The sequence below is a fragment of the Leptospira broomii serovar Hurstbridge str. 5399 genome (assembly GCF_000243715.2).
GTDB lineage: Bacteria > Spirochaetota > Leptospiria > Leptospirales > Leptospiraceae > Leptospira_B > Leptospira_B broomii.
In genome coordinates this window covers 2,193,823-2,206,087 of record NZ_AHMO02000008.1, presented here as the reverse complement: position 1 = coordinate 2,206,087, position 12,265 = coordinate 2,193,823, and the positions used below count along the sequence as shown (strand labels likewise).

Sequence of the window (12,265 nt, the reverse complement as noted above, 5' to 3'; positions counted from 1 at the left end):
AAAAACTTATAGCTGCAAGAAGCGATAATGATAATTCAGAATCAAAATTAAAATAAGCTTTAATAGAGAATATAGTATAAATCAATGAAAACGATCCGAATTATGAATCCCAGCATATATAAGGCAACTGAAGGGCCCCATTAAAGAAGTTACCTTAAGTATATCTTCTTCTCGCTAAACTCATAGTGCTCAATGCAATCGATTCTACTTGCTTTGAACCGAACCCAGATTACCTTCATTTTCATCTTTGATTGATATTTCCCACAAGTTTTCTAAAAACTATCACATAACTTCATCATAGGCGTATTAATAATTTCTGTTCTATCACAACTATAACTTACCGAAAAAGCAGATCAGTATTTTTTGTTTGACGGCAAGATCTCGACTAAGAATTTCTCTAATCATTCGGAATTATATTTGGATTTGTTTCTGCTGACTTTAATAAAAATAACTCTGCTCCGGCTTCTATTCTTTGTATTGGTTCCGAATCTACTAGTTCCAAATGAAGGTTTTACCTGGGAAAAATTGTTTTCGAAAATCCAAATCTGCCATTGCAATCATAATTCAAATCGAGAAATCCATATAAACGCAGAAGACGATTGCTTCTTTATCTGCTTTTGAATTTTCTCGTGCATTGAAACTTTCTATAATATGATTGAAAATAGTTAAACCTTCATCCATATAATCCAATACATCCTGAACTGCCCTGAGGAAAAATGGGAGAGTCAATGCCTCTTTTGTCTGCTCTTTTTGGGGCGCCTTCTCCGGCGTGTCCGGCAATTCCTGAAGGTAAATTTTTTCCGGGACATCAAATAAAAAATTTGGGAAATAAACTATCACGGGACGCAACTTTTCTAGATAATCTTGAATTGCTTTAAAACTTTCGTCAGATATTTCGACGTCCCTTTCCTTATTGTTCTTTCCATATAAAACTCTAAAGCTTCCTCTCCATGATCGGGTGGATTCACTTAATGCAGAATTTTTAAAACTTTGCCTTTTCTCGACTGTAAATACAATGCTGTCGCTTATTAATTTGAAATTAAAATTTTGCTTCAGGAAACCCCTAAAATCTAATTTGTCTTCCTCAGATAATTCCAATATGGCTTCTACAGTAATGGATTCGTTATAATTGTGTTTTTTAGATTTTGGTATATATTTATGATCATCCTTCGTTTCCAAAATTGAAAAATAATGAATTGCCTCCAAAATCGTAGTCTTACCACTCTCATTTAATCCAATTAATGTAAAAATATTAATATAGGGCTTCTTATTTAGATCAATCGATACTTCTCGTATTCCTTTGAAATTTCTAATATTAAAACCCAAGTATCTCATTATTTATCCCTGCCGTATCCTGTTTATTAAAAGTGCTTCCGCTTTCAGAAAAGAAACGGAATGTGTTTTATGTTTTCATAATATATATCAATCCGTTTTTTAAAGCAGAATTCAGAAAAATCCTTTTCTTTTAACCAATCGAAAGCTATACATCCGTTAGCCTTATTTTGGATTCGTTTTAAATCATGTCAATAAGAACTAACGTAATAAATCTCGCTGAGTTTCGGAATGCCAGAACTGGAACTCCAAAAAGGTCAGGCCCCGAATCTGGGCTGATGCTAGGCAAGGGCCTAACCGACCAGACAATGATCGATTTGATTAAGAAATTTTCGGATCCAGTATCAGAACGAGACTATCGAAATAGAGCTTTGTTGAATTTGATGTACCTTACCGCGTTACGTGCAAAAGAAGTTGTTTCTCTTAGGTTTTCCGACCTTTTCTTGGCTCCTTCTGGAGAAACATTAATCTCATATACCAAGAAGGGAGGGAAGATGGCTTTTGCCGTTATAGCTGAAGAAACACTAGGCTTTATTCGAGAATACCATTCCAGGTTCGAAGGCAATTATGATTATTTCTTCCTGTCCCTTCCGCGAGGAAATCAAAAGGAACGATCTAATTTATCTACGCGTGGACTCCAGTTAATCGTCAATTCTTGGAATGTTAGAACATGTTCTAATAAATTAATACACCCCCATAGTCTGAGGCATACAGCCGCTTCAAAGCTTATGGACCTCGCCGGATCTGGAGCAGTACGCTTGCTCCTGAATCATAGCACAGTAAACACGAGCGTGCTTTTCTACACAAAACCCTATTTTAACGCCTCAAGATTTCTCAAGTGGGAGTAAAACAAAGAAATGACCTTACTTGAAAAGATAGAAACTAATTCTCTTCAAGAATTGATCGAATCAGGAGAAATTGTAAGCCTTATGGTCCCCCCATATCGATACCGCGTAGAAGAATTCTATAAGTGTCAGGTATACGTTTCAAAAACAGTTTGGTCAGAGTTGAACACGGTATATAGCAAATCTCGAGATAAGAAATCTCCCTCACGGATTGTTTATAATCTAATGGCTGGTAGCGTGGGTCGTGTTATTGATAAAGTAAGCGAAGATATCGAAATATTCTTAGTTTATTTCAAGGGCCTACTACCCTCTCTAAATAGATATAGAGCTTTTAGAAAAATTTCATTACCGAAAGAATCGGAAGATCAATACTTACTCATCTTGAGCATAAACGAAGACTAATTTCTTTTTTATACAATCTCCAATTTTTTCCTTTCGGTATTTTACTGTTTTCGAATATTATTTCGGTGACTGAAATACGAAATCAAAAAGATAAATGGTTCCAAATCAATGAAGAAGGCTTAAAAATCTTCAATGATATTCTCCGTTCCTTAATCGCCTTCCATGAAATGATCCAAGGCAACACCAAAGTCTCAAATGAAACCTGGATATTTAAAAAGAGACTTGTTGAATCCGATTCGCCCGTAGTAGTGCTAAAAAAATTTGGGGACTACGAGTATTTAGTTTTCGCCAAGACTGAAGATAAGTACAATTCCTGGATCCACATTGATGGAATACAAATGGAAAGAATTGAATTAGAAAAGGCCGGGATACTAAAGCATGATGCCTTTGATATTCTCAATATGACGGACATCTATACGAACCATTGCGAGCCTTACTCCGGAGAAATTCCCGAAGATGTCTAAAAACAAAGCAGAGAAACGCAAAGGGATTGAGAGGAGATGTATTAATACTCTATAGGGGGAGTAGATGACTAGTATTTTTATTATAAAATCTAATCAACATCTACTCCCCTCCATTTTAGATAGACTGGAAATCCCAATCGAATGAATGCAATCAGTTGGTTTCGATACCAAGAATCATGAAACCTTTGATTACTTGGTAAAACTGACACTTATCAGACATTATTTTTGGTGACTAAACGAATCCATATTAAGCGTTCCGGACAGCCAGTATGGATATAGTCTTAGTAATTCCCCTCAATCCATGTAATAATTTTCAGACAACCAAGGGTAAACCCTCATAGACTCATCTGCAGCCCTTTGAGTTAGTAACGCAAATGCTTTGTCATTCTTTTTAATGAACTGATAACCCTCTCTGAGGGTTGTCATATACATCAAAACAAATTCACGGACGATTCCAATTATTGCATCAAAATCATTCTGAATTTTCTTATACTTTTTTTCACCATGAGTTTCTTTATACACAGTAACTGCAATAGGTATAAGCTCCTCCTTGGGCATCTTTTCTACTTTAATTGGAAATTTCTCAGCAAATTCCATTGGGCTAATTTCTTTACTTTTAAGTTGAAGAGAAAGTTCATCAATTTTCATCTCCACTTTGCTTTTCTTTTTAACCTTAGGCTCCTTTATTTTCTCACTCATTTTGATTTTACTTTAGCAGAGCTAACAAGCCCTACTATTTCTCCTTAAATTTAATTTTAAATTCCTTCAAATTTCGTTCGAAGAAATCGCAGAAACCATCTTGATTTCTTAATTATATTTTATGGGGTGTTTTCCCTTTCTCAAAATCAAAATGGGAAAAAAGTTTAACTTTTCAGATTTTTTTTTCTAATAGGTAAATAGATTAGTAAATTAGATATGCGTGATATGAATTATCACATTATGCTTTTCGATTATAGAAATCTTGAGATTGGAACTTTTTCTTGAAAATTGAAACTTTTTTCCCAAAGTCATTTTGAGGTTCAGCCTAGTTTTAAAAACCATGGTCATTTTAACCCTTGTTCATTACCAATTGCGGGGAGAGTAAGCATTCTTAATACAATGCGAACTCTCCCCGGCTACAGAATGATACTTCAGTTATTCGAACTGCTTATGTATCTTTCCTCTTCCTTACCTTCTTCTTCATTCCACATCCTGGAACTCCAACGCAAGTCCAGAACTTACCATACTTCCCTCCCAAGGCTTCCATTCTAATCTTGCAATTGCAAAAAGGACCGAGTTTAATCTTCTTTCCTTTAGCATCTGTCTTACGAGTGCCAAAGGGAAGCTCCATTTCACTTGTTTTATCTATCAGATAGTATTTGGTGGTGGTTAGCTCATCTCTTTGATAGACTGTAGTTCCACATTTTTTACAAGGAACGTCCACTTTCTGTGGCTGACGACCTCCTTTGTTATCTTGGCAGAGATCAAACTCTGCGAGACAATACGTACACGTTAAATTAGCCATTTCTGATTTCCTCCTAATTTGTTTAATTAGTGGAAACAGTTCCGAAAAGTTTCTATCAGAGTTAGAATTACTTAATCAAAGAGTAATACTCGCAAAACTACATTTATTTATTCTGAATTAATACAATCTCCTACTAATTCCTTAGAGAAAATAAATCTATGGAATTCAAACATATAACACATATTGAGGACTCTCCTAAAGCAACAGAAGGAAGACTCATAATTTCTAAAAAAGTTAAAGACGAAATCAATAAGGCCACTGATAAGAGCCGGCCTCCGAAAGATCCTGAAAGAATCTTACAAGATATAATTCGCGGAAGTAAGGAAGGTATTATTACGACCTTAACTCCAAAGATTAAGCTTTTCTTAGTTCGCTTTTCGCCGGTCCACTTATTTCAAATTCCTTTCCAAGTCTTTGTCGCTATATCTTCAACAGATGATTTCGGCCAGCCAGTTACTTATATCCGAACTCTCGACGAAGACGACTCAAAACCCGAAACAATTTCAATCCAATCTTAAGGAGTTTAATCTATGTCTATAGAATCGAATGTAATCTACCTATCCTCCCTTTATCCTAAGTCTGAACAAAAGGATCCAAACTTCTCGCTTACCGAAAATAGACTTTCAGAAGAGACTCTCGAAAAGCTGTATCAAGACTTCTCTGAACCTGAAACAGAAGAAGACTATCGAAACAGAGCCCTTTTCCTTGTAATGCAGGAATTAGGACTATTGGCTATGGAAATCGTCTCCCTAAAGCTCTCAGACGTGTCTAAAGGCCTCTCTGAGCAGTCCTACATCAGTTATATGGGAAAATGTGGAAGGCTCAAATCTTCAGCTATTAGCGAAGCTTCCCTAAGCGCTGTAAGGGAGTATCACGAGAAATTCGGAATCGACTCTGACTATTTCTTTGTAAGTCGTCCGAGAAAGAATCAAAAGGAAAGGAAGAACCTTACTACTCGCGGGCTACAATTGATTGTAAACTCCTGGAACGCTCGAACTCTTTCCGGAAAACTCATCCACCCTCAAAGCCTACGAAATACTGTAGGTCAAAGACTATTGACCGGGACCTACCCCTAAATGATCCCAGCCAACAATCACTCTAATTCCTTATAAACATAATTGCATTTACTTACTTTAGTACCTTAACTCAAAGGAGAACTCAGGACCTACTAACTCTTTGCCAAGCCTATCTATTGACTTTAGGATTGAATTAGAACCTCCCACAGGATCCACTATCCCCCTTGTTAAATAGTTGATAAATCTTCTCAGTTCTTTTAGGTTCTTTACATTTTCCTCATATATTTCCACAGTGTCATGGTACATTTCAGGAAAATGCCTTTCATAATTGTCAGGGTATTTCATGGATGCTGCTCTTCTCCAAACAGAGCCCATTTCCTGATCAATTACATCCAAGCTTTCCAAAATCCTTACCAATGGGTGTATATATCCCAATGAGTTAAAAAACACTTTGGCATTTTGTTGCATTACTTTTTTAAGATTATCTATGTTCAATGCCTCAAGATAAATTTCACCGAGTGCCTCCTTTATACTTTGCGCATTTTCCAAAACTACACTAAACTCTACTTGATACATTTCATTAGCCAATGTTTTCCAATGAGATTCTTCTTTTTCATAGAAAGTCTTCATAATTCTACGGACTTTTCCGCCATTGATCAGATCTTCTGTTTCTTCAAGCTTGTGGAATTCACCATTGTATCTTCCATTCAACCACTCCAGCAATTGGAAATCTTCAAGATCATCACATTCAATTGCTACAGCCTGAATTAGATGAAGCTTTTCAATTTCCATATTATCAAAGCTCTGAATTACACATCCCTTTTGCATTTTTACATCTGATTCTAAATCCATTATGCAATACTTTATATCTTCCAAAAAATCCCCAGGAAGATAAAATCCATGAGATAGTTGTGCAAAAGGATACGTTATATAAACTTTTCTACCTTTGACCTGAACATCAATTTTGGAATGCTCAGGAATTTCCTTGTCTGGCTTAGATATTCTATCCAGGCCAATCTTCTCAATGTCTTCTATAGGAAAGGAGAAAGTAATTTTCTCTATTCCGATGTTCACTCCATCAGGTCTTGAGATCCAGAAACCTTCTGCGATCTTTTCCTTATCCATTTCTTCAATAAGTTCCATACCAGGAACCTCCTTGACTTTTAGTACCCAGTTCGAACAATGAATTTACAGGACTTACTCCTTTCAATTTCCAGTGCTCGAACGTGGGCCCGAATAGTTAGTAGAAAATTTTCCAGATTGATTCCGGGTTCCGACCAAGGTTCAAGATTGATTTTCACATTATGTCTTTCTAATTTAATTTTCACTTTTTAAAGCCCTGCTCAGAAGTCCGGTTTCCTTCCGTTTTAATTTTCCTTTAGTTAGTAGTTGTTTGGAAATTTTTTCAGAAGTTGCTTTGGATAAGTGTCCAAATCAAAACTCGCCTTTTTGAACCATTAGCTTTTTATAAGATTATGTTCCAGTCGCGTCCGAGATTTGCCTTATTATATAAAGCAATGGGTGTCTGTTTGTTCAGGGAGGGTTTCGAAAGCGAGGACCAAGCGTAAGTGACTGACCCTATATAATAAGAAAAAATTAGGACGCCAGTGCTCTGTTTAACTAATAGTTAAAAACCTATTATTCTTTCGAAGAATTTAGGTTCGACTACTCAAGCAGTCCGAAATTATCCCTTAAGTATCAAAAATAAAGTAAAAACAAAAAGCACTAATTCATTTTACGGTGCTCAAATTCCGGCTTCATAGGTTGGAAGGGTTTTGTGACATAACTAGGATACTCGATCTATACGAGCGATCCTATGAGTTAATAAGACATAAGAGCACTGAATTTAATGAAAAGGATGCTCTTGATGACTTTCACGACAACGCAAGATCCCTACTCTTTCTTGGGGATTGATACGGTGCATATGTTCACCTCTAACCTTAACACAACTCTGGACCCGGATAAAGTAAAATTCCGGAAATACAAAGATAAAAATGGGGATGAGATAATAGAATACCGGACAAAGTATATCAATGTCAGATTTAAAGAACGGACTGAGAGAAAGAAGGAGTATTGGTTCTACTTCTCTCTAGCTAAACTCTATAATGGGTGTAATTTATACCCTGATTCTCCACTTGGTCAGGAAGATCTTCAAGAATTCCTTACTCTGAAACTAGGAGACATAGGGATAACTATCAAAAACTGGAAGAAAATAAAAGTCTCTCGTCTAGACATATTCCAGAACGTAAAGCTTTCCAGTAAATATAGTGAATATGTTCACCTATTGGAATTATTGGAAGTTCCAAGAACTGAATTCAGAAAAGAGAGTAATACAATTTACTTTGAAAACAAATCCTGGGCCCTTTGTGCATACGACAAACGGGAAGAATTACAATTGCCGGAGGGGTCAGATGAGATACTTAGAATTGAATTAAGGCTTTTGAGATCTCATAAAATAAAGCACGTCCTCAAGACCAATGTCCTTCTATCAGTATTTGATAATATTGACTATGTGTTTAATACATTCACAGCTAAAGCATTTGGATTCCTTCGCCAAATCGAAAGCATGGCAGATATTATCCCTTTAGATTGTTCGAACATTCAAGAGGCACTTACCTTGTATTATTCTAATACTAAGAAGAACAGGATCATGGGTTTCACAGAAGAAACACTAAAAATCCTACACATTCCTTTTACCCCAACCACGAAAGTATCAACGAAAAAGAAACCCTTGGCCAACAGAAACAAGGAAGCAGTCCGGAAGGCAAAGCAACGTAGTGCTAAAGCTGTTAAGGTCTTAAAGCAGACGGGGATATTGGCTTCTGATTTTATTCACGGCTTTGGAGGGTTAGCACAGGAATTGATAGAAGCCTTTTTAGATAAGCAAGCAAAGAAATCAAATTTCGAAGTCATTTAAAACTAAGGAATTTGATCCATTAATTTTGAGGAAGGGTTAAAGCATGACTGTGACTAATCGTGCACCCTTCCCATGCTTTCAGAATCTTCTAAATGGTCTTTGCCAACTGCCAAAGATCGTTGTTGAAAGAGACCAACCTATCTATACTAGTAAGGCTCTTTATTTTTCTTTGACCGACAGAAGGAACAATATATCGACCGAGGCCTTTTACGAAAGTCTCTTGAACACGATTGAGGACCTTCCAGGAATCAAATCCTCTATCCTCTGGTCGGCGAACTCGCAGGACTGAAGTCTCAATACTTTCTTGGTCTACAATAAAGTCAGATCCGAAACGAAGATCTATAGCTTTCCTTACGAATAGCTTTACCTGATCAGGAGAAAGTTCTTTGGCTTTTAGAAACCGTATCTCTTCTACAAATCCTTCAAACCCGTTCAGAACTTGATTAATTTTATTCTGAATGGGCTCTCGATTCTTTTTATAGTGTCGAAAGATCGAATGTTCGCCATTTCCAAGGTTTCTTACCATTAACTGATTACAACAAACGACTCTCATAAATCCATAGAACAATTCTAGAGAGTTTGTTCGATCATAAGAATTGCGGATTACTACATTAAGATTCCCTTCGTCCTCAATCTTATAGTCGTTGTGTTTTAATATTACTAGGTGTTTTTGAAAACCTTTCCGATCTTCTACTCTAACATTCTTCTCTGAGGCAGTCTGAATCTCCCACCCTTTCTCCTGAAAGAGTGAGAGAACATCAGAAGTTTTAATATGTAAATATCTTTCGCTTGTTTGTCCATAATAGGAATCCGAAAAAACAGATGGAGTTCTTTCTTTTAACTCCTCGTGACTAATACTCATTTGAACTCCTAAGAACAGAACCAGGAGTTTCATTTTCTTCAAATGTAAAACGAGAAAGCGTTTTTTTCTGATTCTATATTTTTATTTTCTTGGTGAAGTCTGAGATTAGCTACGAACGATTATTTTATATATTCTTCGCGAAGATTCAATTGAAGTAGTTTATCATTAGTCTTTTGAATAATGTTTTCAATTTGTTCAGACATAGTGAAATCCAATGGTTGCATTTCCTTTAAGTAAATACGCAGAGTCTGGTATTTTTCTTTAATCTGACAAATGTAGGGAGGATCTTCTAAATCTGACACCAGTAAACTAATAGATTCTAAAGCCTCAAAAACAAAGATTAACCAGGACTTCGGGACTTCTAATCCATATTCCGATACTGAATTCCAATATTCTTTATTTTTTAGGTCTTCTACAATTATTGAATATCTGAAAAGCGTAGGAAATGCTTTGTAAAATAATTCCTTAATTTCTATATCTTTAAATGCCAATCCATCCAGAGAAGATAGATAACGTATTTCAGACCGGATCGAGTCCATTTTTCTTAAATTTAATTAAATAACAAATGACGCAACCAAAGAAATATATTATGAACTGCAAAAATACCGATTCCGTAAAATCCTACTCCACCTAAATACCCTGTAATTACTCGCCTTACATTATTGGAGGTCATATTAAGATATTCTTGTAAACTCCAGTCGGCAAGCATTGGAATCATAAGACTAAAAGGAATAATTAAGGTAATCGAAAAAGACCAATTCCAAGGTAAGAAAAAAAGGGAACTTATTTGTCCGAAATAGACTCCTGTGCATCTAGCGCAGACTGGAAATACATGTCCTTTATATGCGAAACTTCTTTCTTCCCATTGATGACAGAAAAATGGAATGTGAGATACATTTTCACGTATGGAATCCATTTTTCTCAATAGAACTCCCTCTATTCTATGCCAAGTAACCGAAGACTTCATTTTACTTTTTATAGATTCGAGTTTTACTTTTTCCCATACCACAGAGTCCGCAAAGCAATCCGAATGGACCTAAGCATAGAAAGCCAAAGCAGGATTTTATCCATCCGAATCCTTTTGTTTTTGTTTCTATGATAATTTCTTCTTTTTCTTTATCATTCTCACTTTTCATACTTGATATTTTCTTCCTCGTATTCTCTAACTGATTTACTACAGCTATAAAAATCTTTCAAACAATCACCCTCAGCACTTGTTCCTGAATATTTTCCACAAACATTCTTAAAAAGAAGATTGGCCGAATATTTGTCTTCTTCCATTAAGAAAGGGAAATATCTGTAACTCTCATGAATTGCAGATATGGTAAATCGGCCAGCACATCGATTGTATTCGGCTACTCCCTCTGCCTTTAGCTTCAATTTAGCCTTCTCTACAAAAGACTTATCCCATTCGTAAGGCTTCGGTTTCGGGTAAGTTACATTGTATTTTCTTACTTGGCTTGGTCCCTGGAAAGAATATTGGAATTGGTAATCCCCTTTCCAAAGCTGGAACCTTTCCTCTTCTGATAGGCGGACCTCCGCCTTACCATTCTTAAATGAAATAGCCTTCTCTATTTTCTTAGGATAGGTTTGAGTAAATTTAAGAATCCCCTCGGGAGTTTTAACATTTTCTGTGCTGTCTAATTTTCTCTCCTCAACCTTCCTTATCTCATTACTACTAAGGGAGGCATAAATTGGATAAGTTATCCAATCATAGAGAAACAAAGGAATTGAAATCAAATAACCTAATCCGTAGCTTAGATGGGTCCATCCGAACATACATCGCCAATAGGAATGTTTGTTTGAATTTGAAGCGACCATGCCATCTCCTGAACATACTGGCTGACTGAAATCCAATTTGTTCCCGACTTTAAATTCTTGCTCCTTTTTAATTTGGCTATAGTTCTTAGCCGTTTCATTTACGGTAAATTCAAGAACGTTATAAACTAAAGACTGCTCAATGACAATATCTGATTCGTATTCCGGACTGCGACCTATCTCTTTCTCGGATTCAAGTTTGTAGTCCTTTACGTAAGGCAAACAATTTGCAAAAACGAAAGCTATAGCAAGTATTATTAATTTTGAAGTTAAGATGAAATTCTTAATTTGCATGATAAAGATCTTTCAAAGTTAGACACTTCTCTTGCGAATCGGTAAAGGCAATCTTAGGCATGTCTGAATATGTAGGATTTCCTGAACAATCAAACAATAGAACTCCCGATTCAAGATTGTAGGTTATAAGCTTACATCCTTCCTTGTAGACAAATTTTTCCGGAGCCATAGAATCAAACGGAGGCTCACCAGTATAACCGCAATTTGCTTTAGAGTCTCTATATGCGAGCCAATACCATTTTCTTGCATTAAGAGAGATAAATTGCTCCAAGCGTTTGCATGAGTCTTCAGATGCAGTAAAAAAGTATTCTCTCCCAATACAAGCGAGGGTGTTAATCCCATCTTTATTTTCGATTTTTGTCAATTTAGTCTTTCGGCAACTTGCATCCGCTTTTTTGATTCCTTGTGGAGAAATATCCAACTTATTATTCTGCTTGGCCTCCAAAACATTCTTGCATTTCATTTCTTTCGTATCAATAAACCAAGAATTCTCCAGATCTATCGAGAATAAAGAATGCGAAGATAAAATCATCGCTATAAATATTATATTTTTCATATACTGTCTCCTAAACATTTTTTCTGTCAAAACTCTTCTTTTGAATTAAGGAAAGTTCTTTTTGATTTAGTTTCCATTTTTCAGAATCTTTTCGATAGATTTGATTAACAGGTTTAAGATTACATGCAAGAAGTGCTGCAAGCCCAGGAGATCGAAGCCCGCCCTCTTGCTTTAATGCAATCATCTACATCTATCTTATGTCAGAAGTCTTCAATAGTTGATTCTCGCAACACTGGAAGACTGAGTGTTTAACAA

16 protein-coding genes are annotated in these 12,265 nt (G+C 36.0%); 6 read left to right on the top strand and 10 right to left on the bottom strand.

All coding sequences use genetic code 11. The annotated features are described in order from the left end of the window. Positions 1 to 564 precede the first annotated feature (564 nt). Positions 565 to 1,335 (bottom strand): AAA family ATPase, encoded by a 771-nt coding sequence (locus LEP1GSC050_RS15815; protein ID WP_010568719.1) that lies wholly within the window; start codon positions 1,333 to 1,335, stop codon positions 565 to 567. A 185-nt stretch (positions 1,336 to 1,520) separates the two neighbouring features. Between LEP1GSC050_RS15815 and LEP1GSC050_RS15810 the strand changes: the two genes are divergently transcribed. The 3 genes from LEP1GSC050_RS15810 to LEP1GSC050_RS15800 all read left to right on the top strand — a co-directional run bounded on the left by LEP1GSC050_RS15810 (position 1,521) and on the right by LEP1GSC050_RS15800 (position 3,043). Continuing rightward, positions 1,521 to 2,180 carry a tyrosine-type recombinase/integrase gene (locus tag LEP1GSC050_RS15810; protein ID WP_010568718.1) on the top strand — a complete coding sequence of 220 codons (660 nt, stop codon included), beginning with the start codon at positions 1,521 to 1,523 and terminating at the stop codon, positions 2,178 to 2,180. Positions 2,181 to 2,189: 9 nt separating this feature from the next. After that, positions 2,190 to 2,579 (top strand): hypothetical protein, encoded by a 390-nt coding sequence (locus LEP1GSC050_RS15805; RefSeq protein ID WP_010568717.1) that lies wholly within the window; start codon positions 2,190 to 2,192, stop codon positions 2,577 to 2,579. Positions 2,580 to 2,644: 65 nt separating this feature from the next. Beyond that, entirely contained in the window at positions 2,645 to 3,043 is a 399-nt protein-coding gene (locus LEP1GSC050_RS15800) for an LIC_13246 family protein (protein WP_010568716.1), read from the top strand. A 294-nt stretch (positions 3,044 to 3,337) separates the two neighbouring features. On the opposite strand, the gene LEP1GSC050_RS15795 is transcribed toward LEP1GSC050_RS15800, so the two are convergent. Together LEP1GSC050_RS15795 and LEP1GSC050_RS15790 are read right to left on the bottom strand one after the other, a co-directional pair. After that, the gene (locus LEP1GSC050_RS15795) at positions 3,338 to 3,742 is read right to left on the bottom strand and encodes a hypothetical protein (protein ID WP_010568715.1); all 405 of its coding nucleotides are present in this window, start codon (positions 3,740 to 3,742) and stop codon (positions 3,338 to 3,340) included. Positions 3,743 to 4,190: 448 nt separating this feature from the next. Continuing rightward, complete coding sequence (locus LEP1GSC050_RS15790) at positions 4,191 to 4,547, bottom strand: hypothetical protein (protein WP_010568714.1); 357 nt, start codon at positions 4,545 to 4,547, stop codon at positions 4,191 to 4,193. Between the two features lie 158 nt (positions 4,548 to 4,705). Here LEP1GSC050_RS15790 and LEP1GSC050_RS15785 point away from each other — a divergent pair, with 158 nt between their 5' ends. Further along, complete coding sequence (locus LEP1GSC050_RS15785) at positions 4,706 to 5,065, top strand: hypothetical protein (RefSeq protein ID WP_010568713.1); 360 nt, start codon at positions 4,706 to 4,708, stop codon at positions 5,063 to 5,065. A 12-nt stretch (positions 5,066 to 5,077) separates the two neighbouring features. After that, positions 5,078 to 5,623, top strand: a complete 546-nt coding sequence (locus LEP1GSC050_RS15780) for a tyrosine-type recombinase/integrase (protein ID WP_010568712.1) — start codon at positions 5,078 to 5,080, stop codon at positions 5,621 to 5,623. A gap of 57 nt (positions 5,624 to 5,680) precedes the next feature. Here the strand turns inward: LEP1GSC050_RS15780 and LEP1GSC050_RS15775 are convergent, their stop codons facing one another. After that, the gene (locus LEP1GSC050_RS15775; protein ID WP_010568711.1) at positions 5,681 to 6,706 is read right to left on the bottom strand and encodes a hypothetical protein; all 1,026 of its coding nucleotides are present in this window, start codon (positions 6,704 to 6,706) and stop codon (positions 5,681 to 5,683) included. Between the two features lie 781 nt (positions 6,707 to 7,487). Between LEP1GSC050_RS15775 and LEP1GSC050_RS15770 the strand changes: the two genes are divergently transcribed. Continuing rightward, positions 7,488 to 8,480 carry a phage/plasmid replication domain-containing protein gene (locus LEP1GSC050_RS15770; protein WP_156895972.1) on the top strand — a complete coding sequence of 331 codons (993 nt, stop codon included), beginning with the start codon at positions 7,488 to 7,490 and terminating at the stop codon, positions 8,478 to 8,480. 88 nt (positions 8,481 to 8,568) lie between these two features. Here the strand turns inward: LEP1GSC050_RS15770 and LEP1GSC050_RS15765 are convergent, their stop codons facing one another. The 6 genes from LEP1GSC050_RS15765 to LEP1GSC050_RS15745 form a co-directional block, all read right to left on the bottom strand. After that, positions 8,569 to 9,342: a DUF932 domain-containing protein gene (locus tag LEP1GSC050_RS15765; protein ID WP_020987272.1), complete on the bottom strand. Its 774-nt coding sequence runs from the start codon at positions 9,340 to 9,342 to the stop codon at positions 8,569 to 8,571. A gap of 119 nt (positions 9,343 to 9,461) precedes the next feature. Next, entirely contained in the window at positions 9,462 to 9,833 is a 372-nt protein-coding gene (locus LEP1GSC050_RS15760; protein ID WP_156895971.1) for a hypothetical protein, read from the bottom strand. A gap of 59 nt (positions 9,834 to 9,892) precedes the next feature. Then, positions 9,893 to 10,309, bottom strand: a complete 417-nt coding sequence (locus LEP1GSC050_RS15755) for a DUF2085 domain-containing protein (RefSeq protein WP_010568707.1) — start codon at positions 10,307 to 10,309, stop codon at positions 9,893 to 9,895. 1 nt (position 10,310) lies between these two features. Continuing rightward, complete coding sequence (locus LEP1GSC050_RS21010; protein ID WP_010568706.1) at positions 10,311 to 10,478, bottom strand: hypothetical protein; 168 nt, start codon at positions 10,476 to 10,478, stop codon at positions 10,311 to 10,313. Further along, complete coding sequence (locus tag LEP1GSC050_RS15750; protein WP_010568705.1) at positions 10,468 to 11,454, bottom strand: hypothetical protein; 987 nt, start codon at positions 11,452 to 11,454, stop codon at positions 10,468 to 10,470. The genes LEP1GSC050_RS21010 and LEP1GSC050_RS15750 overlap by 11 nt, the downstream gene beginning before the upstream one ends. Further along, complete coding sequence (locus LEP1GSC050_RS15745; RefSeq protein WP_010568704.1) at positions 11,444 to 12,010, bottom strand: hypothetical protein; 567 nt, start codon at positions 12,008 to 12,010, stop codon at positions 11,444 to 11,446. The genes LEP1GSC050_RS15750 and LEP1GSC050_RS15745 overlap by 11 nt, the downstream gene beginning before the upstream one ends. Positions 12,011 to 12,265: the final 255 nt, after the last annotated feature.